The 24,178-nt window shown below is 66.9% G+C and carries 22 protein-coding genes and 1 riboswitch; of the genes, 11 read left to right on the plus strand and 11 right to left on the minus strand.

The window, feature by feature from the left end; genetic code table 11:
• The first annotated feature begins 2 nt into the window (after positions 1 to 2).
• From VGV58_RS22770 to VGV58_RS22810, 9 genes are all read left to right on the plus strand, one after another.
• The gene (locus VGV58_RS22770) at positions 3 to 2,183 is read left to right on the plus strand and encodes a glycosyltransferase family 2 protein (RefSeq protein ID WP_326876334.1); all 2,181 of its coding nucleotides are present in this window, start codon (positions 3 to 5) and stop codon (positions 2,181 to 2,183) included.
• 2 nt (positions 2,184 to 2,185) lie between these two features.
• Positions 2,186 to 3,490, plus strand: coding sequence for a glycosyltransferase family 4 protein (locus tag VGV58_RS22775; RefSeq protein WP_414644065.1), 1,305 nt, complete (start codon positions 2,186 to 2,188; stop codon positions 3,488 to 3,490).
• Between the two features lie 32 nt (positions 3,491 to 3,522).
• Positions 3,523 to 4,728: a polysaccharide pyruvyl transferase family protein gene (locus VGV58_RS22780; RefSeq protein WP_326876336.1), complete on the plus strand. Its 1,206-nt coding sequence runs from the start codon at positions 3,523 to 3,525 to the stop codon at positions 4,726 to 4,728.
• Positions 4,725 to 5,927 carry a hypothetical protein gene (locus tag VGV58_RS22785; protein WP_326876337.1) on the plus strand — a complete coding sequence of 401 codons (1,203 nt, stop codon included), beginning with the start codon at positions 4,725 to 4,727 and terminating at the stop codon, positions 5,925 to 5,927. The genes VGV58_RS22780 and VGV58_RS22785 overlap by 4 nt, the downstream gene beginning before the upstream one ends.
• Positions 5,924 to 7,384 carry a polysaccharide pyruvyl transferase family protein gene (locus VGV58_RS22790; RefSeq protein ID WP_326876338.1) on the plus strand — a complete coding sequence of 487 codons (1,461 nt, stop codon included), beginning with the start codon at positions 5,924 to 5,926 and terminating at the stop codon, positions 7,382 to 7,384. Before VGV58_RS22785 ends, VGV58_RS22790 begins: the two co-directional genes overlap by 4 nt.
• Before the next feature lie 144 nt (positions 7,385 to 7,528).
• The gene (locus tag VGV58_RS22795) at positions 7,529 to 8,563 is read left to right on the plus strand and encodes a GSCFA domain-containing protein (RefSeq protein WP_326876339.1); all 1,035 of its coding nucleotides are present in this window, start codon (positions 7,529 to 7,531) and stop codon (positions 8,561 to 8,563) included.
• Positions 8,564 to 8,684: 121 nt separating this feature from the next.
• Positions 8,685 to 8,966, plus strand: a complete 282-nt coding sequence (locus tag VGV58_RS22800; protein ID WP_414644091.1) for a hypothetical protein — start codon at positions 8,685 to 8,687, stop codon at positions 8,964 to 8,966.
• A gap of 71 nt (positions 8,967 to 9,037) precedes the next feature.
• Positions 9,038 to 11,197 (plus strand): protein-disulfide reductase DsbD family protein, encoded by a 2,160-nt coding sequence (locus VGV58_RS22805; RefSeq protein WP_326876341.1) that lies wholly within the window; start codon positions 9,038 to 9,040, stop codon positions 11,195 to 11,197.
• 50 nt (positions 11,198 to 11,247) lie between these two features.
• The gene (locus VGV58_RS22810) at positions 11,248 to 11,886 is read left to right on the plus strand and encodes a thioredoxin family protein (RefSeq protein ID WP_326876342.1); all 639 of its coding nucleotides are present in this window, start codon (positions 11,248 to 11,250) and stop codon (positions 11,884 to 11,886) included.
• A gap of 185 nt (positions 11,887 to 12,071) precedes the next feature.
• On the opposite strand, the gene VGV58_RS22815 is transcribed toward VGV58_RS22810, so the two are convergent.
• From VGV58_RS22815 to ugpB, 6 genes are read right to left on the minus strand one after another with little or no spacing between them, the layout of a single operon-like run.
• Entirely contained in the window at positions 12,072 to 13,151 is a 1,080-nt protein-coding gene (locus VGV58_RS22815) for a sn-glycerol-3-phosphate import ATP-binding protein UgpC (RefSeq protein ID WP_326876343.1), read from the minus strand.
• Positions 13,152 to 13,158: 7 nt separating this feature from the next.
• Entirely contained in the window at positions 13,159 to 14,007 is an 849-nt protein-coding gene (gene ugpE, locus VGV58_RS22820; RefSeq protein ID WP_326876344.1) for a sn-glycerol-3-phosphate ABC transporter permease UgpE, read from the minus strand.
• A complete protein-coding gene (locus VGV58_RS22825; protein WP_326876345.1) occupies positions 14,007 to 14,765 on the minus strand; it encodes a creatininase family protein in 759 nt (252 codons plus the stop codon). The genes ugpE and VGV58_RS22825 overlap by 1 nt, the downstream gene beginning before the upstream one ends.
• Positions 14,762 to 15,292, minus strand: coding sequence for a hypothetical protein (locus VGV58_RS22830; RefSeq protein ID WP_326876346.1), 531 nt, complete (start codon positions 15,290 to 15,292; stop codon positions 14,762 to 14,764). Before VGV58_RS22830 ends, VGV58_RS22825 begins: the two co-directional genes overlap by 4 nt.
• Positions 15,292 to 16,173 carry a sn-glycerol-3-phosphate ABC transporter permease UgpA gene (ugpA, locus tag VGV58_RS22835; protein WP_326876347.1) on the minus strand — a complete coding sequence of 294 codons (882 nt, stop codon included), beginning with the start codon at positions 16,171 to 16,173 and terminating at the stop codon, positions 15,292 to 15,294. The genes VGV58_RS22830 and ugpA overlap by 1 nt, the downstream gene beginning before the upstream one ends.
• Before the next feature lie 60 nt (positions 16,174 to 16,233).
• The gene (gene ugpB / locus VGV58_RS22840; RefSeq protein WP_326876348.1) at positions 16,234 to 17,556 is read right to left on the minus strand and encodes a sn-glycerol-3-phosphate ABC transporter substrate-binding protein UgpB; all 1,323 of its coding nucleotides are present in this window, start codon (positions 17,554 to 17,556) and stop codon (positions 16,234 to 16,236) included.
• A gap of 203 nt (positions 17,557 to 17,759) precedes the next feature.
• On the opposite strand from ugpB, the gene VGV58_RS22845 reads away from it, so the two are divergent.
• Together VGV58_RS22845 and VGV58_RS22850 are read left to right on the plus strand one after the other, a co-directional pair.
• Entirely contained in the window at positions 17,760 to 18,938 is a 1,179-nt protein-coding gene (locus VGV58_RS22845) for a fumarylacetoacetate hydrolase family protein (RefSeq protein WP_326876349.1), read from the plus strand.
• The gene (locus VGV58_RS22850) at positions 18,935 to 19,954 is read left to right on the plus strand and encodes a proline racemase family protein (RefSeq protein ID WP_326876350.1); all 1,020 of its coding nucleotides are present in this window, start codon (positions 18,935 to 18,937) and stop codon (positions 19,952 to 19,954) included. Before VGV58_RS22845 ends, VGV58_RS22850 begins: the two co-directional genes overlap by 4 nt.
• Before the next feature lies 1 nt (position 19,955).
• On the opposite strand, the gene thiE is transcribed toward VGV58_RS22850, so the two are convergent.
• The 5 genes from thiE to VGV58_RS22875 all read right to left on the minus strand — a co-directional run bounded on the left by thiE (position 19,956) and on the right by VGV58_RS22875 (position 24,096).
• Positions 19,956 to 20,624 (minus strand): thiamine phosphate synthase, encoded by a 669-nt coding sequence (gene thiE, locus VGV58_RS22855; RefSeq protein WP_326876351.1) that lies wholly within the window; start codon positions 20,622 to 20,624, stop codon positions 19,956 to 19,958.
• Positions 20,621 to 21,376, minus strand: a complete 756-nt coding sequence (locus tag VGV58_RS22860; RefSeq protein WP_326876352.1) for a hydroxyethylthiazole kinase — start codon at positions 21,374 to 21,376, stop codon at positions 20,621 to 20,623. The genes thiE and VGV58_RS22860 overlap by 4 nt, the downstream gene beginning before the upstream one ends.
• On the minus strand, positions 21,373 to 23,250 hold the full coding sequence (gene thiC / locus VGV58_RS22865) for a phosphomethylpyrimidine synthase ThiC (protein ID WP_326876353.1): 1,878 nt from the start codon (positions 23,248 to 23,250) through the stop codon (positions 21,373 to 21,375). Before thiC ends, VGV58_RS22860 begins: the two co-directional genes overlap by 4 nt.
• Positions 23,251 to 23,328: 78 nt before the next feature.
• A riboswitch (TPP riboswitch) is annotated at positions 23,329 to 23,433 on the minus strand.
• A gap of 104 nt (positions 23,434 to 23,537) precedes the next feature.
• On the minus strand, positions 23,538 to 23,738 hold the full coding sequence (locus tag VGV58_RS22870; RefSeq protein WP_326876354.1) for a hypothetical protein: 201 nt from the start codon (positions 23,736 to 23,738) through the stop codon (positions 23,538 to 23,540).
• 67 nt (positions 23,739 to 23,805) lie between these two features.
• Complete coding sequence (locus tag VGV58_RS22875) at positions 23,806 to 24,096, minus strand: hypothetical protein (protein WP_326876355.1); 291 nt, start codon at positions 24,094 to 24,096, stop codon at positions 23,806 to 23,808.
• Positions 24,097 to 24,178: the final 82 nt, after the last annotated feature.

The following is a 24,178-nucleotide window of genomic DNA, read 5'->3' on the forward strand; positions in this document are numbered from 1 at the left end:
CGATGAACGAGGTCATCATTCCCGAACGGACCATGATCAGCCCGGCGCCGACCGTGGCCTGGACCCCGCTCGGCGAGAACGCGATCCTGGTGATGAGCGCCTGCGATGCGCTGCCCGGCAAGGTGCCTGTCGCGGTCGACGGCAATCCGCGCAACCGGGTCGAGACGATGGCGTTGACCTGGCGTCGGCCGCAGGCCGATGCCGCGCATGCCACCGGCTTCCTCTGCCTCGCCCCCGCTCCTTCGCCGGATCGTGCCGGCTCCGGCGCGATCCTGCTCGGCCGGCCCGGCCGTCCCTTGCGCCTGATCCTGGCACCGAAGCCGATGCCGCTGCAGGCCTTCCTCGCAGCGCTCGCGGAGGAAGCTGGCCAGTCCTTCCCGACCGTGGTCGACGGGCTGCTGGAGGTGCTCCTGTCCGGCAAGTCGAACCCGCGCCGCCTGCGCGCCGTCGGCATGCTCCTGCAATCGGTCGCCAAGCCCGGTGGCTTCGTCGAGGTGATGGGCCCGCTCGACGAGGGCATCTTCCTGCAAGGCTGGACCTCGAACTTCGCGGCCGGGCGGACCAAGCTGCTGATCGCCCATGGCGGGCTCTCGCCGGCGGTGCTGGAAGCCGGGACCTTCCAGCGCGACGATCTCGGCGAGGGCGCCTGCGGCTTCTTCGGCCTGCTGGAGGAGTGCGCGATCCGCCATCCCAGCGAGATCGAGCGATTGTTCTTCCGCGCCAACGACGGCTGGCGGGCGCTCGAAGTCTATGACCGCCACGTCCTGCTCGAGCAGATCACCGTGCCCGGCCATCTGCGCGACGGACTCCAGCGCGGCAGTGCGCCGCCAGCGACCGCAGAGAAGTTGAAGCACGCTTCGCAGCGCTTCGACGGACGCGACACCATCTCCTTCCTCGAACAGCCGGTGCGCGCCGGTATCGACGACGCAACCATTGTCGAGGGCAGTGGCGTCCTGATCATCGGCTGGCTGTTCGATCCCGAACGGCAAGTCGGCAATGTCGTCCTGCGCAGCGGCACGCAGTCCTGCGCCATCGACGCGATCTGGACGCGGGCCGTCAGGCCGGACGTCACCGCCGCCTTCGCGGAGGACCCACGCTTCGGCCCGGCCATGGCGAGCCGGCGCAACAGCCATGGCTTCATCGTCTTCGCGCCCAAGCTGCTGCCGGAGCCCGGCCAGCCGCTCTATCTCGAATTCGAGATCGAGGGTCACGGCCCGGCCTTCCTGCCGCTGGCGCCCGGGCGCAATCCGGCGCGGCGCGCGCTGGAGCGGGTCTTCGGCCTGCTCGATCCGCGCTCCTCGACCGCGACCGCCGTGGTCGAGAAACAGATCGCTCCGGCCCTCCAGGCCGCCGAGATCCCGGCGCCCAAGGCGATCGAGACGCATGACATCGGCCGCTTCAACGCCGATGCGGCACTCGGCCTGGTGATCGGCCTCGACCAGCGCCAGCGCGAGCTCTCCAGCCTGTTCGCCTTGCTGGCGATCGACCCCGAGGTCAGGCCGCTGCCGATCGTCGTCGCCGCCCCCGGCGAAAGCTTCGACCGGCTCGGCGCCGAAGCGCGCCGGTTGGCGAAGTTCTACGGGCTCCAGGTCCGGCTCGTCCTGGTCGAGGGCGTCGAGGACAGCTGCGATGCGCTGGAGGCGGGCGTGCGCGCCTGCCGTTTCCAGACGGTGGCGCTGCTCTCCGGCGCCGCCCAGATCCGCATGCCCGGCTGGCTCGGACGACTGGAGCGCGCCTATCGCGGCCGTGGCGGCCAGTGCGTGGCGAGCCCGACGCTGCTGTTCGAAGACAATTCGATCCGCTGGGCCGGCGCCTGGCTCGAAGGCGAGGGCGCCAACCGGCGCGTCTACAACCGCTTCGTCGGCTATCCCCTGGATGCGATCGGCAGCCTCGGGCCGATGGAGGTCGCCGCCGGCGCGACCGAATGCTGCGTGATGTCACGCAACGCCTTCCTCGAGGCCGACGGCTTCTCGCGCAGCTATTTCACGCCCAGCGAGAAGGGCCTCGATCTCTGCCTGAAGCTCAGGATGAACGGCGTGCCGTCGCTCTGGGTGCCGGAGGTCGAGATCTATGTCGTCGAGGACGCCGAGACCCGCCCGCATGTCGGCGCGCTGATCAATCTCGCCGACCGCACCAGTTTCGACCGGCGCTGGGCGCTGGCCATTTCCAACATGAGAGGATGAGCATGCGTATCCTCGTCGTCTCGCACGGCCACCCTTCCTTCTCGCTCGGCGGCGCCGAAGTCGCCTCCTACAACCTGCACAAGGGCTTCCAGGCCAGCGCCGAGGTGGACACCCACTACCTCGCCCGCGTCGGTGCGCCGACGCCGCGCCATGCCGGCACGGCCTTGATGAGCCTGCGCCAGCGCGGCGGCGAACTGCTCTACTACGCCGAGGAGTACGACCACTTCCTGCTCTCGAACCGCGCCACCGACGAGATCGAGCGCGATTTCGTCCGCGTGCTGCGCGACCTCAAGCCCGACGTGGTGCATTTCCACCATTTCATCGGGCTCGGCCTCGAATGCATCTTCGCGGTGCGCGACACGCTGCCGGATGCGCTGATCGTCGTGACCTTCCACGAATACCTTTCGATCTGCCACCACCACGGCCAGATGGTGAAGACCGGCGCCTTCAAGCTCTGCTACCGGGCCTCGCCAAGCGACTGCAATGCCTGCTTCCCGGACATCTCGCCATCGCGCTTCCTGGCGCGCGAGACCTTCATCAAGGGCATCCTCAACCTCGCCGACCATTTCATCTCGCCGAGCCGCTTCCTCGCCGAGCGCTACCAGCAATGGGGGCTTTCGGCCGAGCGCTTCTCGGTGATCGAGAACGGCATCGACGTCGCCGAGGTCGCCCCGCCACGGCCGGGTCCCCAAGAGAACGGCCGACGCTCGCGCTTTGCCTATTTCGGCCAGCTCACGCCCTATAAGGGCGCCGACGTGCTGATCGACGCCGTCACCCGCATCCCGGAGGAGGTCTGGGGCGAGGACAGCGTGCTCCTCGTCTATGGCGGCAATCTCGACCGGCAGCCCGAGGCCTACAAGAAGAAATTCACCGACCTGGTCGAGGCGGCCGGGCGGCGCGTGCGCTTCTGCGGCCCCTTCCAGAACCACGAGATGCCGAATCTGATGCGTTCGGTCGACTGGGTGGTGATGCCTTCGGTCTGGTGGGAGAACTCACCGATCGTGATCCAGGAGGCCTTCTTCCACGGCCGCCCGATCCTCTCCAGCAATCTCGGCGGCATGGCCGAGAAGATCAGCGACGAGGTCGACGGGCTGCATTTCCGCTCCGGCAGCCCGGAGGACCTCGTCGACTGCATGACCCGGGCGCTGAGCGAGCCCGGGCTCTGGGAGCGCCTGCGTGCAGGCATCAAGAAGCCGCTCAGCCATGTCGACTGCGCCGAGCAGCATCTCGCGCTCTACCAGCGCCTGATCGCCGAGCGGGGCGTGCCGACCCCGGCCAATCGCGCCGCCGCGCCGATGATCGCGTGAGCCGCGCGGACACAAGAAGGGAGAACGCAACCATGGCCCGCATCCTCGTGATCAGCCCTTCGGGCGAGGTCTACGACCACGACAATGTCCGCTGGTACCGCCACGCCGACCTGCAGAGCCACATCAATCACTACCACAACATCGGCGACGCCTTCGTCTTCGATTCCTCGCTGAAGCTGCTCAACTTCGAGACGCTCGAGGAATTGCCGATCACCAGCATCGATCCCCAGCAGATCGACCGGTTCAACGCCGAGTTCGACTATGTCTTCCTGCGCGGCTCCAACTATGTCCATGCCGGCATGAACTGGAGCCGCACCGCCGAGGTGCTGCGCCGGCTGAAACTGCCGGTGCTCGCCTTCGGCATCGGCGCGCAGGCGCCGGTCAGCGGCAAACTCGAACTCAGCGAGGACAGCAAGACCGTCCTCAAGCTGATCTCGGATTCGACCGCCTCGGTCGGCGTGCGCGGCACCTATTCGGCGCAGGTGATGCACGAGCTCGGCATCAAGAACGCCCGGATCATCGGCTGCCCGACCGCCTTCCGCAACAACCGGCCGGACCTCGCCATCCGCCTGCCGGCGCTCGACGCTATCAAGCAGGTCGGCGTCACCCTGCGCCGCGAGGTCTCCAAGCACTACGCCAAGGACATCAAGCGCTACCTCACCTTCCACCGCGACCTGGTGAAGGCGATGGCGGATCGCTTCGAAGTCACGCTGATGTCGCAGGGCGAAGTCGAGGAGAAGAAGCTCGCTTTGGGCACGCCGGAGCAGAAGCAGGAAGGCATGGCCGCGCTGCGCGAGAACGGCTGGGCGATGGCCTGGTATCTCGATGAGCAGATGGAAGGCCTCTACCGCGACCGGATGTTCTATTCGGATGTCGTCGCCGGTTACGAGCAGCTCGTCCGCAAGCTCGATCTCGTTCTCGGCTACCGGCTGCACGGCAATCTGATGGCGCTCGCCAATGGCACGCCCTCGATCTACTTCACCTATGACAGCCGCACCGTCGAGTTCGCCGAGACCTTCCAGATCCCGAGCGTCGACGTCTTCGGCGACAAGCCGTTCAGGCTGGAAGAGTACTGGGACCAGGCGCTCTTCGACCGCTTCAACGCGGCCTACGCCCGGACCTATGGCGCGATGAGCGCCTTCCTCAGCGAGAACAAGGTCGACCACAAGATGGTCAGGCCCGCTGCCGCCGCCCCGTCCGCACCGCCGGCTCCCGAGCCGGAAAGGAAGGTGGCATGAGGAGCGCCCGCACCGCCCTCGCCTGGCTGCCGGCGGTATTGCTGGCGGCCACAATTCCCGTCGCTGGCCTTGCCCAGCCGGCGCCGGGTCCGAAAGGGCCCGGCTACCGGCTTGAGATCGCGCCCGACGCGAAGGAGGAGACGGTCGTCTCCTGGGCGCGCGAGCGCTGCGAGGAATGGGACCTGCCGGACGCGCCCCTGCGCGCCTTCCGCGACAACAAGGGCGAGGTCGTCGCCTTCGCCAGCCATTATCGCAGCCGGCCGCTGATCGGCGGCAATCTCGGCGCGATCCGCAAGAGCTGCGCGGTCTCCTTCGAGGCGAAGAGCAGCGCCGATCCCAGCCAGTTCAGCGACAAGAGCTGGATCGCCGCGACCTGGACCGGCGATGGCCGCAATGTCGAGGCGCTGGTCCATGCCGAATACCATGCCGACAAGCATCCCGGCGCCTGCCGTTTCAAGGATGCGATGAGCTGCTGGTACAATGTCGTCACCGCCGCCCACTCTGCTGACGGCGGCCTCAGCTTCAAGACCGACGAGCCGCGCCCGCTGGTGGCGGCGCCGGGCTTTCCCCAGGAGGTCGGCCAGGGCCGGCATCGCGGCTTCTTCAACCCGTCGAACATCGTCCAGAAGGACGGTGCTTGGTACGCGCTGATTATGACCACCGGCGGCGAGGGCCAGAAGAACGGGGTCTGCCTGTTCCGCTCGACCAACATCAAGGACCCGACCTCCTGGCGCGCTTTTGACGGACAGGACTTCACCGTCCGCGCCGTCGATCCCTATCGCGACGATCTCAGCCAGGCGCGCCCCTGCCAGACGCTGAAGCCGCTGCCGACCAATGTGGGATCGCTGACCCGGCACGAGCCCAGCGGGAAATGGCTCGCGCTCCTGCATCTCGGCCCCGACCCGAGCCAGAACATCGCTGGCGGCCGCGTCGCCTATAGCTGGTCCGACGACCTGATCCGCTGGTCGCCGCTGCAGACCCTGATGGTGCAGCCGACGATGTGGAGCAAGAACTGCAGCGACCGGCTGCGCTACGGCTACGGCGCCCTCGCTGACCCCGTCTCGCGCTCGCGCAATTTCGAGACCACCGGCGACGAAGCCTATCTCTTCATGACCAGGATGAAGGTCGCCGACTGCAAGCTCGGCCCAGACCGCGATCTGGTCCGCCTCAAGGTTCAGTTCGTCAAGGAGGGGCCATGAACGCGCCCGTGCTCAATCTCGGCTCCGTGGTCTCGGCCGAGAACGCCATCAAGATCCTGCGCGCCACCACCGGCGAGGTCGTCGTCGCGATCGGGCGCCGGCCCGATCGAAGCTGGCCGGCGCTCAAGCTGATGCTCGACGGGCAGGACTACGCCACCATCCATCCCGGCGCGATCGTCACCGGTGACGCCGACGTCGCCGAGCTGACCATCCCGCTGCCCGGCCTGCCCAATGGGCGCCCCCACTCGGTCGCGATCGCCGACGCAGCCACGGGCACGCTCGCCCCGGGCTCGAATCTGCGTCCGATCGCGACCGAGACCAAATTGCGCGCGCTGGTGATCTATCCGGCCGGCGAGGTGCATGAGCACGACAAGGTGCGCTGGTACCGCGCGCCGATGGAGAAGCTGCTCTCCGACTACTTCAACATCGGCGACATGATCGTCTACGATTCGACGCTGAAGCTCCTGCGCTATGCGCATCTGGAGCCGATGAAGATCATGTCGCCGACCGAGGCCGACATCGAGCGCTATGCCAGCGAGTTCGACTTCGTCTTCGTGCGCGGCTCGAACTTCATCCATGAGAACATGGAGTGGTTCCGCGCCGTCGAGGTGCTGGAGCGGGTCAAGCTACCGGTCTACGCCATCGGCGTCGGTGCGCAGGCGAGCCAGAACCGCAAGATCGAGCTGCCCGAGCCGTCCAGGCGCTTCTGGTCGATCGTCGCCGAGCGCTGCGCCTCGATCGGCGTGCGCGGCGCCTTCAGCGCCGAGACCCTGCGCCAGAACGGCATCCGCAATGTCGAGGTCGTCGGCTGCCCCTCGATCTTCCGGACCCGCAACCGCGACCTCAGGATCCGCATCCCCGACCAGCGCGAGATCCGCAAGGTCGCCTTCAGCCTGCGCCGCGAGGCCGACAAGAGCTACACCGCCGACCCAGAAGCCTATCTGCGCAACCAGAAGGCCGCGCTGCTCAAGGTCGACGCCCAGAGCGAAATGGTGATGTCCTCGCATGGCGAGCAGGAGGAGAAGGCGTTCTTCCTGCGCGACGGCGCCGCGAAGGAGAAGGCGGTCGCCGAGTTCGTCAGGACCAAGTGGTGGGACGGCCCGGACGATGCGCCGATGCGGCGCATCTACGAAAAGCAGCTGTTCTCCTTCTTCGACGTCGAGCGCTATGACGAGTTCGCCCGCTCGATCGATCTCGCCGTCGGCTACCGCGTCCATGGCGTGCTGCCGGCCGTCGCGCATGGCGTGCCCGGCGTGCTCGTCGCCTATGACACCCGCAGCCAGGAATTGGCGGAGACGCTGAAGATCCCGGTCGTGCCGGAGGCGGCGCTGGCCGAGGGCGGCTGGCGCGCCGTCTACCAGGAAGCGGCGCTGAACAACCTCGCGAAGAGCTATGCCGCCTCCTACGACCGGATGCGCGGCTTCCTCGACCGCAACGGCATTCCCCACCGTATGTGAACAGACCCGGCGCGGCGAAGACCGCGCCGGTTGGAGGAAACGCCCGGAGGTCACCGGGCCATCAGCAACCGCCCGGCAAGCTTACGAGACTTCCCCAGTCCGCAGCGTCGAGCCCGAGAGGTTTGCAGAACCAGGAGACGATCGATGAAGATCGAATACGATGCCGGCACGGCCCTTTCCATCATGCGCGGCAATCCCGTGCGCGGCTGGACCTCGGGCAAACCCGAGAAGATGGCCAAGGAGCGGCTGACCACCGGCAACTACCTCGCCGTCCAGCACAAGCCGAAATTCAAGATCGACCCGACCTGGCCGATCTTCACCATGGGCTCGTGCTTCGCCCGCGAGGTCGAGAACATCCTGATGATGCGAGGCCTGCCGCTGCTGCTGCGCGGCCATGGCGTGCCGGCCGAGCATTTCGAGAGCTGGAACGAAGAGACCGGCCGCGGCGGTGGCGCCGATCGCGGCCAGCTTTCCCGCGGCGCGCTCAACAAGTATTCGGTCCGCTCGATGACGCATGAGCTCAAACGCGTGCTGCGCGGTGAGAGCTATCCCAATGACGGGTTGATCGAGCTTGCGCCGGGACAATGGTTCGACCCACATGCCAGCGGCCTCAGGCTGCTCGATCGCGACACCGCCTTCGCCAACCGCAAGCGCCTCACCGAGGCGACGGCGACGATCAAGCAGGCGCAGATCTGCTTCTTCACGCTCGGCCTGACCGAAACCTGGCTCGATGCCGAGACGGGGATCGCCATGAACGCCCATCCCGGGCCGAGCTGGCTGCAGCGCATGCCGGAGCGCTTCCGCTTCGTCGATTACGGCTATGACGCGACTTTGGCGGATATGCTCGACATCATCGGTTTGATCCGCGAGCACTGCAATCCGGAGATGCGCTTCGTCGTCACGGTATCGCCGGTGCCGTTCGGTGCGACCTTCAAGGATGCCGACGTGATCGTCGCCAACAGCGCCTCGAAATCGCTGCTGCGCGCCGTTACCGAGGAATTGTTCCGGCGCTTCGACTATGTCGACTACTTCCCGAGCTACGAGATCGTGCTCAACTCGCCGCGGGCGATCGCCTTCGAGGACGACCAGCTCCATATTGCCCGCGAGATGGTCGCGCATGTGATGACGACCTTCCAGGGCGCCTACCTGCCGCCGGTCGAGCAGCCCCAGGCGGCCTGACCACAAGCGGATCGCCCTGAGCGGCCTGCCATGCCAAGATGCGCCGGGCGCCGGTGAACGGTCCCCGGCGCAGGCTTGTCCGGTGGCCGTCCGACCGCCCGATCAGGATCGGGAGGACGAGATGAACGTCGCCAATCTCCAACTCGAAGGCATGCTGCTGGCCTTCACCGCGGTGCTGCGCTCGCTGGTCGCATCCGGCGCCCTGAGCGAAACGCAGCTCAAGACAGCGCTGACGGAAGCTGAGCAGACCGGGCTCGGCGACCGGCAGCGCTGCGAGCAGCTCAGCCCGAGCCAGCGCGATTCGCTCGCCTTCGCCGCCCGCTTCCTCTCCATCGCGACACGGGCGGAGAGCGGGATGCGGCCCTTCTCGGAGGTCGCGCGCGAGGTCGGCCGCACGACCTGAGCCTGCGACCTCGCGCCGCCCTCACCCGCTTGTCATTGGCTTTTCGCGGCGGAAGCAGGCATCTGATCAGCATGACCGCGACGAGCCTTTCGCGCCGGACCACACACCGGCTGTTGCAGCGTGCCTCATTGGCGCTGGCCCTGCTGGCGCCTGCGCCCTTGCTCGCCGCCGAATCCGCCGCCGTCACCTCACCGCGCGTTACCGCGACGCTCCTGTCGAGCCGCGATGCCATAGCACCCGGCGAGCGCTTCCAGGTCGCCCTCACCCAGAAGCTGGCGCCGGGCTGGCACAGCTATTGGCAGAACCCCGGCGATTCCGGCGAGGCGACAAAGATCGACTGGACGTTGCCGGACGGCGTGAGCGCCGGCGCGATCCAGTGGCCGGCGCCGAAGGCGATCCGGGTCGAGCCGCTCGTCAATTTCGGCTTCGAGGACACCGTCGTTCTGCCTGTCGAGATCTCGGTCCCGGCCAATGCCAAGCCCGGCGAGACGCTGACACTCTCGGCCAAGGCGACCTGGCTGGTCTGCGAGAAGATCTGCATTCCCGAAGAGGGCGCCTTCACGCTCGACGTGCCCGTCGCAGCAGCAGCCCAGGTCGATAGCGCCGCGCAGGCGCAGATCGATCAGGCCATCGCTGCCCTGCCGAAGCCGGCCGGCTTCACCGCCAAGCTGACGGCAAAGGGAGAGGACAGGCTCGCGCTCACCTTGCCCGGCCTGCCGGCTGGCGCCGGCGATATCCGCTTCTTCCCGGTCCTCGACACGCTGATCGAGCACGCAGCCGAGCAGCCGCTGGCGAACGGCGCGCTCACCCTCACCCGCTCCACCGCCTTCAAGGTGGGCGCGCCGACGACCGACGGCGTGCTCACTTTCACGGAAGGCGGCAGCAAGCGCGCGCTTGCGCTCAGCGCCGAGGTCGAGCCCGCCCTGCTGCAGGCCGCAGCCGCTCCGGCGCAAGCGCCAGCAAAGGTGACGCTGCCGCCGCCCCCGGCCGAGGATCTGACGCTGCTTCTGGCACTGGCCTTCGCCTTTGCCGGCGGGCTGATCCTCAATTTGATGCCCTGCGTGCTGCCGGTGCTGTTCATCAAGGCGCTCGGCTTCGCGCAGGTGGCGCAGGCGAGCCGCGGCGAGGTCCGCCAGCAGGGCCTGCTCTTCCTCGCCGGCGTGCTCGCGACCTTCTTCGTGCTCGCCTCGGCCGTGATCGCGCTCGGCGCCGGCTGGGGCTTCCAGCTGCAGTCGCCGCCGCTCGTCATCCTGCTCGCCGTGCTGATGACGCTGATCGGCTTCAACCTGATCGGCGCCTTCGAGATCGGCGGCCGCCTGCAGGGTGTCGGCGACGGGCTCGCCAGCCGCAGCGGCCCGGTCGGCGCCTTCATGACCGGCGCGCTCGCCGTCGTGGTGGCGACGCCCTGCACCGCCCCGTTCATGGGCGCGGCCATGGGCTACGCGCTGACGCAGCCGCCGGCCGCGGCGATCGCGATCTTCATGGCGCTGGCGCTCGGCTTCGCCGCACCGGTGGTCGCACTGTCCTTCGCGCCCGGGCTGCTGCGGCTGCTGCCCAAGCCCGGCCGCTGGATGATCGTGCTGAAGCAGGCCTTCGCTTTCCCGATGTTCGCGACCGCGATCTGGCTGGTCTGGGTCGCGACCATGCAGGCCGGCGCCGATGGCGCCCTCGCCGCGCTCGTCGCGATCCTCGTCGCCGGTTTCGCGCTCTGGCTGATCGGCGTCACCCGCGGCAGCGGCCGTGCCTTGCGCGCCGTCGCGGCTGCAGTCGCCATACTGCTCGTCGGCGCGGCCTCTGCCTTCGTCATCGAGAGCGCGACGCCCTCGGCCCAGCCGACCGCCCAGGCCGGAACGGATGCGCCGGGGGTATGGTCGCCGGCGCGGGTGGCGGAACTGCAGGCGCAAGGCAAGCCGGTCTTCGTCAACTTCACTGCCGCATGGTGCATCACCTGCCTCGCCAATGACCGGGTCGCGCTGTCGCGGCAGGAGGTGAAGGACGCCTTCGCCAAGCTCGGCGTCCGCTATCTCAAAGCCGACTGGACCAATCGCAATGCCGAGATCGCCGCGACGCTGGCCGAGTACGGCCGCGCCGGCGTGCCGCTCTATCTGTTCTATCCGGGGACGAAGGGTGCGCAGGCCGAGGTGCTGCCGCAATTGCTGACGCCCGAGACCGTGGTGAGCGCTGCACAGCGCGCCGCCGGCAAAGAGGTGAAGACCGCTACCGCACGATAACAGAGCACTGCCCACGCCAACCCCTCTGCCACCGACCAATGGAGACAGACATGACCGACGTGACCAGACAGCTTTTCATTGCCGGCCTTGCCGCCACCGCACTGGCGCTCGCCTCAGGTGCCGCCTTCGCCCAGAGCGCGGCCAAGCCCGGCGCCAAGGCGCCCGATTTCTCGGTCGTCGACGTCGACGGCAAGCTGCAGAAGCTCTCCGACTATGCCGGCAAGACGGTGATCCTCGAATGGACCAACCATGACTGCCCCTATGTCCGGAAGCACTACAACAGCGCGACCATGCAGACCCTGCAGAAGGACATGGCCAAGGACGGCATCGTCTGGCTCTCGGTGATCTCCTCACCCGCCGGCGAGCAGGGCCATGTCGACGCCGCCAAGGCCAAGGAACTCACGAAGACGCGCGACGCCGCCCCGGCCTCGATCCTGCTCGACCCGAAGAGCCAGCTGGCGCGCGCCTATGGCGCCCAGACGACGCCGCACATGTACATCATCGATCCCAAGGGCACGCTCGCCTATGCCGGCGCGATCGACGACAAGCCCTCGTCGAGCGCGTCCAGCCTGACCGGCGCCAGGAGCTATGTCCGCCAGGCGGTGGCCGAGCTCAAGGCCGGCAAGGCGGTCTCGGAGCCGGCGACCAAGGCCTATGGCTGCGTGGTGAAATACGCGCCCGTGAGCTGAAGCTCGGCACCAACGCTCAAAGAGAGGCGCGGGGAACCCTTCTCTCGTGTGGGAGAAGGGCAGGGATGAGGGCCTGCCCTATCCGCAAAAGGCGCAACGGCAACGCTCCGCTTATCGATCAGCGGCGGTCCCTCACCCCTGCCCCTCTCCCATCCAGGAGAGGGGTTCTACGTCGCGGTTCGAGCTCAAGCCTTCCCCAGCCTGACACCGCTCTGCGCATCGAAGACGTGGACCTTGTCAGGATCGACCGAGATCCAGAGCCGGCCGGCCTGTGCCGCAACCTCTCCCGTCGCCGCCTGCATGACGAAGGGCTTGCCCGCAAGCTGGCCGTGGAAGAGCTGGGTCGCGCCGAGCTCCTCGATGAACTCGACGTCGAAGGGCAGCGAGCCGACCGCGCCTTCCGAGGCGATCTCGATGTCCTCGGGCCGCAAACCCACCTCGACCGCCGTCCCGGCAGGCAGATCCTCGCGCAGGTCGCGCGCCTGCAGCAGGGCATCGCCAAGCGCGATGATGCCGTGCCCGTCGAGCTTGGCCGGCAGCAGGTTCATCGGCGGCGAGCCGATGAAGGTCGCGACGAAGCGGCTCGCCGGCTTGCGATAGACATCGGCCGGCAGGCCGATCTGCTCGACCTGGCCGCCATTCATCACCACCAGCTTGTCCGAGAGCGTCATCGCCTCGACCTGGTCGTGGGTGACGTAGATCGCCGTGACGCCCAGTGCCCGCTGCAGTTTCTTGATCTCGACGCGCATCTGCACGCGCAGTTTGGCGTCGAGATTGGAGAGCGGCTCATCGAACAGGAAGACCTGGGGCTTGCGCACGATCGCGCGGCCCATGGCGACGCGCTGGCGCTGGCCGCCGGAGAGCTGGCGCGGGCGGCGCTGCAGGAAGGGCTCGATGGCGAGGATGCGGGCGGCCTCGGCGACGCGCTTCTCGATCTCGTCCTTGGGCGTGCCGCGATTGCGCAGGCCATAGGCCATGTTGTCGTAGACGCTCATATGCGGATAGAGCGCGTAGTTCTGGAAGACCATGGCGATGTCGCGGTCGGCCGGCTCGACCTGGTTGACGACACGGCTGCCGATCGCGACTTCGCCGGCCGAGATCGTCTCCAGTCCGGCGACCATGCGCAAAAGGGTCGACTTGCCGCAGCCGGATGGGCCGACGAGGACGCAGAAGCCGCCATCGGGGATGTCGAAGGAGACGCCCTTCACCGCCTCGACGCCGCCGGCATAGATCTTCTTGACGTTGCTGAGCGTGACCTGAGCCATTGGCGGGCTACTTCTCTGTCTCGACGAGGCCCTTCACGAAGAGCCTCTGCATGGCGATGACGACGAAGACCGGGGGCAGCATGGCGAGCATGGCGGTGGCCATGGCGAGCTGCCATTCGGTCAAGGCATCGGAGGTGGTGATCATCTTGCGGATGCCGATCACGATGGTCTGCATCGAGTCCTTGGTCGTGATCAGCAGCGGCCAGAGATACTGGTTCCAGCCATAGATGAACTGGATGACGAACAAGGCCGCGATCGTCGTTAGCGAGAGCGGCAGCACCGTGTCCTTGAAGAACTTGAACGGGCCGGCGCCGTCGATCTTCGAGGCCTCCAGCAGCTCGTCGGGAATGGTCATGAAGAACTGCCGGAACAAGAGCGTGCCGGTGGCCGAGGCGATCAAGGGCACAGCCAGGCCCTGATAGCTGTCGAGCATGCCGAGATCGGAGACGATCTTGAAGGTCGGGAAGATGCGGACCTCGACCGGGAGCATCAGCGTGACGAAGATGATCCAGAAGGCCGCCATCCGGAAGGGGAAGCGGTAGTAGACGATCGAATAGGCCGAAAGCACGGAGATGAAGATCTTCCCGATCGCGATGGTCATCGCCATCACGAAGGAGTTGAACATCATCCCCAGCACCGGCTCGCGGGTCGAGGACGAGGTGCCGACGAAGAGGATGCGATAGTAGTTTTCGAAGAAATGCGGCCCGGGATAGAGCGGCAATTGCCCGTTGATGATGGTGGCGTTGTCCCAGGTCGAGGCGACGAAGGTCAGCCAGACCGGGAAGGCGACGATCAGCACGCCGATCGTCAGGATGACATAGGCGATCGCATCGCCCAGGCGGCGGTCCTCGACCATCAGCCCTGCCCTCCCCGGTCGCTCAAGAGTTTCGCCAGCGCATCGGCCGAAGCATCGAGGAAGGCCTTGCCCTTCTCCGCCGTCGCCTTGCGGGCATCGCCGATCACGCCGGTCTGCGTCATCTCGCGGAAGGGCCGGTACTGGCCGACCGTCGGGCGGGTCAGCGCGGTGAGGTCGGCATCGAGCATGCCGAAGGCTTCCGGCAAGCGATCCTGCCTCACCGTCTCCGGCGCCAGCACCATCATCATCGAGGTCTCGACCTCGCAGGCGTGCAGCACGCTGATCTGGTCGTCCATGAACGGCGCCATCGCCTCCTGCGCCAGCAGGAAATAGGTGGTGGCGCGGATCTGGAGCGAGGTTTCCCTGGCGAAGTCCGGCAGGAAGGCGCCGAGTGCTGCGATGTTGCCGCCATGGCCGTTGACGATGACGACGCGGTGGAAGCCGTGGCGCTCCAGGCTCTTCAGCAAAGCCAGCAGCACGGCGCGATAGGTCGGGATGTCGAAGGTGAAGGTACCGCCGAAGGCCATATGGTGCTCGGCCATGCCGCACCACAATGTCGGCGCGACCACGACCTCGACGCCATCCGCGCGCTCGGCCGCGAGCCTGCAGACGCCGCCGCACAGGATGGTGTCGACGCCGACAGGCAGATGCGGGCCGTGCTGCTCCATCGAGGCGACCGGCAGCACGACGACGGCATCCTTCGCCGCCTTCTCGCGCAATTCCTCGGCGGTGAGGTCCTGCCAGAGCACCGAGGTCATGGGCGCGCCTTCAGCATCGGAGTGAAGAAGAGCTCCGCCAGCGTCTGCGCCACCCAGGGCGCTCGCGCGGCGGCCTCCGCCTCGTTGATCGAGATCATGGGCGTATAGCTCAACACCTTGTAGGGCCCGTCCTTGCGCATCTCGAACAGTGAGCCGGCGCTCAAGGACCGCAGGATGAGCGTCAGGTCGCGGTTCCTCAGGCTGCCTGTCGGCTGCGAGATGCCGAAGCGGACGTGCAGGATGCTGAAGATGTCGAGCCCTTCCTCGGAGGCGCGACGGTCGAGCGTCACGTCGTCGGAAGGGGTCGGCACCGCGACGAAGGCGATCTTTGCGGCATCGGCCTGCTTGCGCATCTCGCCGATCAGCAGCTTGCAGATGCGGTCGGACCAGGCCAGCTCCGTGCCCGGGCCGCAGTTCAGCACCACACCCCTCCAGGCGTCGATCACCCGGCCTTGCGCCGCCGCCAGAGCCGGCGCGAGGCAGAGGCCCGCGAGCGCCACGAAGCCGAGGGAGCGGCTCCACCGCATCAGTAGTTCACCTTGCGCTCGATGAAGCGGAACTGGATCGCGGTCATGCCGATGACCATGATCAGCAGGATCACCGACTGCGCCGCCGAGCCGCCGAGATTGGCGCCGCCCTTGCCATCGGAATAGACCTTGTAGACCAGCGTTTCGGTCGCGCCCGAAGGGCCGCCGCCGCTGATGGTGTCGATGATGCCAAAGGTGTCGAAGAAGACGTAGACGAGGTTCACGACGAGCAGAAAGAAGGTCGTCGGCGAGAGCAGTGGGAAGACGATGGTCCAGAAGCGCCGCATCGGCCGGGCGCCGTCGATCACCGCCGCCTCGATCACGCTCTTGGGGATCGATTGCAGGCCGGCGAGGAAGAACAGGAAATTGTAGGAAATCTGCTTCCAGGTCGCGGCCAGGATGACCAGCGTCATCGCGTCATTGCCGTTGAGGCGCGGATTCCAGTTGAAGCCGAGCGACTGCAACCCGCGCGCCAGCATGCCGAGCGAGGGGTCGAACATGAAGATCCAGAGCACGCCGGCGATGGCGGGGGCGACAGCATAGGGCCAGATCAGCAGGGTCTTGTAGATTTCGGCGCCCCGGATGGCGCGATCCGCCATGACCGCGAAGAGCAAAGCGAGGGAAAGCGAGAGAACCGCGACGAAAACGGAAAAGACCGCGGTGTTGATCAGCGCCTTGTAGTAGCCGGGATCGGCGAACAGCTCGCGATAGTTCTCGAACCAGACGAATTGCGTCGAAATGCCGAAGGCGTCCTGCAGCAGGAAGCTCTGCCAGACCGCCTGGCTCGCCGGCCAGTAGAAGAAGACGATCGTGATCGCGAGCTGCGGCAGGAGCAGCAGCAGCGGAATCGTCAGCCCCTTGAAGTGAGCATATTTCTGCATCGGCCAGCCCGGCGGCAAGGAAGGCCGGGATCATGATCCCGGCCTTCGATCAGTCTTGTCTTACTTCGCGGTGCGCTCGAACTGGCGCAGCATCTGGTTGCCGCGCTCGGCTGCGGCATCCAGCGCCGCCTGAGGCGTCTTCTGCCCGTTCAGCGCCGCCTCCAGCTCCTCCGACCAGATGTCGCGAATCTGGACCAGACTGCCATAGCGCAGCCCCTTGGAGTTGTCGGTCGGCTCCTTGTTGTTGAGCTCGAGGATCGGGGTCTCGAGATAGGGCTTGTCCTTGTAGAAGCCGGACGCCTTGACCTTCTCATAGGCCGCCTTGGTGATCGGCAGATAGCCGGATTCGGTGTGCAGCTTCACCTGGAGATCGACATTGGAGAGGAAGGTGAAGAACTTGGCGACGCCCTTGTACTCGTCGGCCTTCTTGCCGCCCATGACCCAGAGCGAAGCGCCGCCGATGATCGAGTTCTGCGGCGCGCCGGCAGCCTCCGGATAATACGGCATCGCCGCATTGGCCCAGTCGAACTTGGCGTTGGCCTTGACGTTGCCGAAGAAGCCCGAGGAGGTCAGCATGATCGGGCATTCGCCCGAGGTGAAGCGACCTTCACCGGTATTGGTGCGGCCGGAATAATCGTAGGTCTTGTCCTTCTGCAGCTCGGCCAGATTGGTCCAGTGCTTGAGGAACAGCGGACTCTTGTTGAAATTGAGGACGGCATCGAAGCCGGCCATGCCGTTGACCTGCGTCGAGAGCGGAATGTTGTGCCAGGCGCCGAACTGCTCGATGTTGGCCCAGGGCGCCCAAGCATTGGTGAAGCCGCACTTGTCCCAGCCGGCAGCCTTGAGCTTCTTGCCGGCCTCGAAGACCTCGGGCCAGGTCTTCGGCGGCGCATCGGGGTTGAGGCCCGCCTTCTTGAAGGCGTCCTTGTTGTACCACATCACCATCGAGGACGAGTTGAACGGCATGGAGAGCATCTCGCCCTTGGCCGTCGAGTAGTAGCCGGTGATCGCCGGCAGATAGGCCTTCGGATCGAAGGTCTCGCCCGCTTCCTTCATCAGCTCGTGCACGGGCTTCACCGCGCCCTTGGCCGACATCATCGTGCCGGTGCCGACTTCGAAGACCTGGAGGATGTGCGGAGCGTTGCCGGCGCGGAAGGCGGCGATACCGGCGTTCAGCGTGTCGGGATAGGACCCCTTATAGGCGACGACGACCTTGTAGTCCTTCTGCGAGGCGTTGAATTCCTCGGCCAGCTTGACGACGACGTCGTTGTTGGCGCCGGTCAGCGCGTGCCACCACTGGATTTCGGTCTGTGCCAGGGCCGGCGAAGCGGCGACGAGCGCGAATGCGCCGACCGCGGTCAGGGTCATCGATTTGAAGGTCATGATCAGCTCCCTCTCAGCCCCCGATACGCGCGGGCGTTCTTGTCGTTGGTGCGCAAGCTAGCATGAAGCCGGGGCGACAGTTCAATGACAAAACGATGACATTTCCGCCCCGCTGTGGACGCGCATCCGCGCACTTGCGATTTCCCGCGGAAGCGGCTGTTCTTCGCACCCAACCTGTACACTGCACACAACCTGGATCAGCCATGCCCTCGCTCTCGCTTACGCCCGCCAACACCCTGCCGGCCGATGCCGACCGCGCCGCGCTGGCCGGCCGGGTCTGGCGCCCGGATCTCGCCGGACCGTCCGTGGTCAAGCTGCAGGGCGAGACCGTGATCGACGTCACCGCGACCTTCCCGACCATGCGCGATCTCTGCGAGACGGCCGATCCGGCGACGGCGCTGCGCGCCGCTGCTGGCGAGAGCCTGGGCTCGCTCGCCGATCTCCTCGCCAACAGCGCGGCCGCCAGCCGCAATGACGGCAAGCCCTGGCTGCTCGCCCCCGTCGACCTGCAGGTGGTCAAGGCCGCCGGCGTCACCTTCGCCGTCTCGATGCTCGAGCGCGTCATCGAGGAGAAGGCGCGCGGCAACCCGGCCGCCGCCGCCGCAATCCGCACCGAGATCGGCAAGCTCATCGGCGACGACCTCTCCAAGCTGAAGCCTGGCTCGCCCGAGGCGATGAAGCTGAAGGAGGTGCTGATCGCCCAGAACAGCTGGAGCCAGTATCTTGAAGTCGGGATCGGGCCGGACGCCGAGATCTTCACCAAGGCGCCGCCAATGTCGGCGGTCGGCACCGGCGCCGATGCCGGCCTGCACCCGGCCTCGAGCTGGAACAATCCCGAGCCGGAGATCGTGCTGGTCGTCGCCTCGGACGGGCGCATCGTCGGCGCCAGCCTCGGCAACGACGTCAACCTGCGCGATGTCGAAGGGCGCTCGGCGCTGCTGCTCGGCAAGGCCAAGGACAACAATGCGGCCGCCGCGATCGGCCCGTTCATCCGCTTCTTCGACGGTGATTTCTCGCTCGACCATGTCCGCCGGACGACGGTGAGCCTGACCGTCGCGGGCGAGGACGGCTTCACGCTGGAAGGCTCGTCCTCGATCGCCAAGATCAGCCGCGACCCGGCCGACCTCGCCGCGCAGATGATCGGCCCGCACCACCAGTATCCGGACGGGGCGGTGCTCTATCTCGGCACCATGTTCGCGCCGATCAAGGATCGCGACGCGCCCGGCGGCGGCTTCACCCATAAATACGGCGACGTCGTCACTATCTCGGCGCCCGAGCTCGGCGCGCTGGTCAACCGCATGCGCCGCACCGACGAATGCGAGCCCTGGCGCTTCGGCGCCTCGCATCTGATGCGCAACCTGGCGAAGCGCGGACTGCTGTGACGCGTCTCGCTTACATCGACTACCATACCTGCGGCGAGCCGGTGCGCATCGTCACGTCAGGCTACCCGCAACTCACCGGCGCGGGTATCCTCGACAAGCGCCGGCAGGCCCGCGAGCAGCACGACCATTTGCGCCGCGCGATGATGCTGGAGCCGCGCGGGCATGACGGCATGTACGGCGTCATCCCGGTCGCGGCGAGCCACCCCGAAGCGGCCTTCGGCGTGCTCTTCACGCACAATGAGGGCTATTCGACCATGTGCGGCCACGCGACGATCGCGCTCGGCCGCTATGCGATCGAACAAGGGCTGGTCGAGGCGACCGCACCGGTCGCGCGCTTCGCCATCGAGGCGCCGTGCGGGCTGGTTCGGCTCGCCTGCGAGGTCGAGGGTGGTAAGGTCGGCAATGTCAGCTTCGAGAGCGTGCCGGCCTTCGTCGAAGCACGCGACCTCGTCGTCCCGGTGCCCGGCTATGGCGATATCGTCACCGACATCGCCTATGGCGGCGCCTATTACTGCATCCTGCCGGCCTCGCGCTTCGGGCTCGACCTGATGCAGACGCCGGTCGAGGACATCGTCGCGGCGGCCGGCGCGCTGACCGACCAGGTCCGAGCGAGCCGCAGGATCGCGCATCCGACCGAGCCCGATCTCGGCTTCCTCTATGGCACGATCGTCACCGACGAAGCCGGGCCAAGCGAGGACAGCTTCAATCTCTGCGTCTTCGCCGAGCGCCAGATCGACCGCTCGCCGACAGGCTCGGGCGTCACCGCCCGCATGGCGCTCGACCATGCCAAGGGGCTGATCCCGATCGGCAGGAGCCGCAATATTCGCAGCATCACCGGCGGCACCTTCACCGGCAAGGTGATCGGTCCCGTCGATTTCCCGGCCGTCGGCGCCGTCACGGTCGAGGTCGGCGGCCGCGGCCATCTCGCCGGCGAAGGCAGCTTCGTCATCGAAGCGGACGATCCGCTCGGCCACGGCTTTGCCCTGCCGAAGCGCTTTGCCGAGATCGCCGGTTAAATCAGGCGCCCGCTGTAACCCGCAGCGACAGCGCGGTCTCGATCGCGAGCCGCAGGTCGCGCGCCGCCCCGCTTACATCGTCGCCGCCGAAGAGCGCGCCGATCACCGCGACGCCATCCGCGCCCGCCGCGATCACCGAGCCGGCATTGGCAGCGGTGATGCCGGCGATGGCGCCGACCGGCAGGGCGCCGAGCGCGCGCGCCGCGGCCCGGCGCAAGGTGGCGAGCCCGTCGAGGCCGAGCGCCGCACCCGCATTGTCCTTGTGCGCGGTCGGAAAGACGCCGCCGATGCAGGCATAGTCGATTTTCGCCGATGCCAACTCCGGCAACTCGCTTTCATGCTTCAAGGTCGCGCCGATAATGGCGCGCGGGCCGAGCAGGCGGCGGGCATCGACCGGTTTCATGTCGTCGGCGCCGAGATGGACGCCGTCGGCACCGGCGGCGAGCGCGACATCGACGCGGTCGTTGATCAGGAGTGGCACATTGGTGCCGTGCAGGGCAGAGCGGATGGCGCGCGCCTCGCGCACCATCTCGCGCGTCGTCTCGGTCTTGGCGCGCAGCTGGATCAGCGTCGCGCCGCCCTCGACGGCGGCGCGCGCCAGGTCAGCCATGGAGCGGCCATTGGCGATCTGCGGATCGACGATGCCGTAGAGGGTGATATCGACGGTCACGGGCGCGTTTCCATTCTGGCGGCGAGCGTCGCCGCATCCATCGCCGCGACCGCGTCGATCAGTTCGACCTCGAAGCTGCCCGGGCCGCGGCATCGCTCGGCGGCGATTTCGCCGGCAATGCCATAGGCGGTCAAGGCCGCCGCCGCCGCGACCGCCTTGTCGGCCTCGACGGCGCAGCAGGCCGCGATCAGCGCGCCGGCGGCGCAGCCGATGCCGGTGACCCTGGTCATCAGCGGATGGCCATGCGCGACGGCAAAGCTCGCCGCCTCGTTCTCGATCCGGTCGACCTTGCCGGTGGTGACGCGGGTGACGCCCCTTGCCGCAGCGAGATCGAAGGACAGCGCCGCCATCTCGGTGGCGTTGCCGCGCACCAGGATATCGGGCAGGCGCAGCACCTGCCCGGCGATGTGCCGGCGCAGCGGCGAGAGCTCGACGAAGACCGGGTCGAAGACCACAGGCTTGCCGCGATCGCGCGCCACCTCCAGCAGCTTGGGGATGGCGAGCTCGCTCTCGGCATTGATGGTGCCGATATTGATCAGGATCGCACCGGCCCCCTCCGCCATCGCCGCGACCTCGTCGACATGGATGGCCATGGAGGGGATCGCGCCGAAGGCGAGCAGCATGTTGGCGGTGATGTTCTGCGCCACGGTGTTGGTCAGGCACTGAACGCGCGGGCGAACCTCCGCCACGCGCGCAAGAACGGCGGCGACGCGCGTCGCATCGAGCCGGTCCATGGTCAAAATTTCGCTCATTCGGCTGCCGGCAGATAAAGATTGCCGCCCTTCTTGAGGAACTCCTGCGACTTCTCCGCCATGCCCTGCGAGGCCATGGCTTCGAGCGCCGCGCGCTCATTGTCGCCCATCGCCTGCACCTCGGCGCGCAAATCCTGGGTGATCTTCATCGAGCAGAACTTGGGCCCGCACATCGAGCAGAAATGCGCGACCTTGTGGGCATCCTTCGGCAGGGTCTCGTCATGGAAGGCGCGAGCCGTGTCGGGATCGAGCGCCAGGTTGAACTGGTCCTCCCAGCGGAAGTCGAAGCGGGCGCGGGAGAGCGCGTCGTCCCTGAGCTTCGCCGCCGGATGGCCCTTGGCGAGATCGGCGGCATGGGCGGCGATCCGGTAGGTGATGACGCCGGTCTTGACGTCGTCGCGATCGGGCAGGCCGAGATGCTCCTTCGGCGTGACATAGCAGAGCATGGCGCAACCGAACCAGCCGATCATCGCCGCGCCGATGCCCGAGGTGATGTGGTCATAACCCGGCGCGATGTCGGTGGTCAGCGGTCCCAGCGTATAGAACGGAGCTTCGCCGCATTCGCGCAACTGCTTGTCCATGTTCTCCTTGATCTTGTGCATCGGCACGTGGCCGGGGCCCTCGATCATCACCTGGCAGCCCTTGTCCCAGGCGATCTTGGTGAGCTCGCCCAGCGTCTCCAGCTCGGCGAACTGGGCGCGGTCATTGGCGTCCGCGATCGAGCCCGGACGCAGGCCGTCGCCGAGCGAGAACGAGACGTCGTAGCGCCGCATGATCTCGCAGATCTCGTCGAAGCGCTCGTAGAGGAAGCTCTCCTTGTGGTGCGCCAGGCACCAGCGCGCCATGATCGAGCCGCCGCGCGAGACGATGCCGGTGACCCGCGATGCGGTGAGCGGCACGTAGGGAAGCCTGACGCCGGCATGGATGGTGAAGTAGTCGACGCCCTGCTCGGCCTGCTCGATCAGCGTGTCCTTGAACACCTCCCAGTCGAGCTTGATCGGATCGCCGCCGACCTTCTCCAGCGCCTGGTAGATCGGCACGGTGCCGATCGGCACCGGCGAGTTTCTGAGTATCCAGGAGCGGATGTTGTGGATGTTGCGGCCGGTCGAGAGGTCCATGACCGTGTCGGCGCCCCAGCGGATCGCCCAGACCAGCTTCTCGACCTCCTCGGCGGCGCCGGAGGTCACGGCCGAATTGCCGATATTGGCGTTGATCTTAACCAGGAAATTGCGGCCGATCGCCATCGGCTCGAGCTCGGGGTGGTTGATGTTGGCGGGAATGATGGCGCGCCCGCGGGCGATCTCCTCGCGGACGAATTCGGGGGTGACGAATTCCGGCACGGACGCGCCGAAGCTCTCGCCATCGGCATGGCGCTCCCGGGCACCCTCCAGCATGGCGGCGCGGCCGAGATTTTCGCGATGGGCGACGTAGATCATCTCGGGCGTGACGATCCCGGCCCTGGCGAACTCGTATTGCGTCGTCATCTGGCCGGGCTTCGCCTGCAGGATCGGGCGCTGCGCGGGACACGCCGGGACGAGCTGCTCGGCCGAGATGTTGCCGTTGTCGGCGGCGGTCACGGAGCGGCCCTTGACCACCTCGAAGCCGCGGGCATCGAGCCAGGTCCGGCGCGGCTGCACGAGGCCGGCATTGAGGTCGATCGTCGCATCGGTCTCGGTATAGGGACCGGACGGGTCGTAGATGCGCACCGGCGGCTCGGCATCGGTGGTCAGCACGACCTCGCGGAAGGGTACGCGCATGTCGGGATGCTCGGGCGCGGCGACATAGATCTTGCGCGAGCCGATGATCGGGCCGGTCGTCACCGTCTGCGGTGCGGCCTTGACGCTGTTCTTCTGGGGCTTGGTGTGGGCGTTCATCGAAAGGATCTCCTCCCTTGCAGGTCCAGGAGATCCGGGGCGTCTGACGGTCCAGTCGCTGTCTGCGGATGCACTTGTGGCGCAGCCGCGTTCCAGTCCCTCCGCCGGTATGACCCGGATCAGGTTCGATGGGTTCGGCCGTCAGGCCATCTCAGCTCTTATCGAGCACCCCTCGGAACGAGGCGGAGGTTAGAACCGTCGTGATGTCAGCGCAACTGGCAAAGGACCACGGCTTAGCGCCGCGCGGCCATGCACGGGAAACAACACCGTTGGCGGAAACGAAAAAATCAGAGGGTGATGTCGAGATTGGCGCCTTGGCCGGCGGGGAGCATCGCTTGCTGCTGATCGGCAGCCTGCTGGAGCATGGCGACCAGCGCCTGGTCGGAATCGGCGTTCTGCTTGACCATCTCGATCTGCAGCGCCTGCTGCGTCGCAGCCGACTTCATGCTGATCAGGCTTTGCGCGATCGCGACCGACATCTCGCTCATGACATAGCTCCTCGCCGCCACCATAGGTAGCGAGCGTTACCCGAATCTAAACCCGAAGCGTCAGGCTCTAGCGAGTGGGCGCGATGATCGACGGCACCGGCTTCGGCATGGGTATCTCGCGATTGGGCTCCGGCGGCCCCGAACGATCGCGTGCCAGACGCTCGCGTTCACGCGTCGCCTCGGTGCGATCGGAGCGCGGCTCAAGCTTCTGCACCTCGCCCGCATTCGGCGCCATCGGCACGCCCGGCGCACGCTCCTGGCGTGGTGTTTGCGGCGAAACGGACTGAGCAGCGGCAGCTTCCGCCGCCAGCAACCCTACAGTGATCAATCCGAGCAGGACCCATGAGTTTTTGCGCATGGCATTCCTCCAGTCAGGCAGGTGCAAGGCGAGCCTCCCCGCTAGAAGAACAGGGGCGGCCGGCGATTGTTCCGACCGACCC

The organism is Allobosea sp. (genome assembly GCF_035944895.1).
In the GTDB taxonomy this organism is placed as follows: domain Bacteria; phylum Pseudomonadota; class Alphaproteobacteria; order Rhizobiales; family Beijerinckiaceae; genus Allobosea.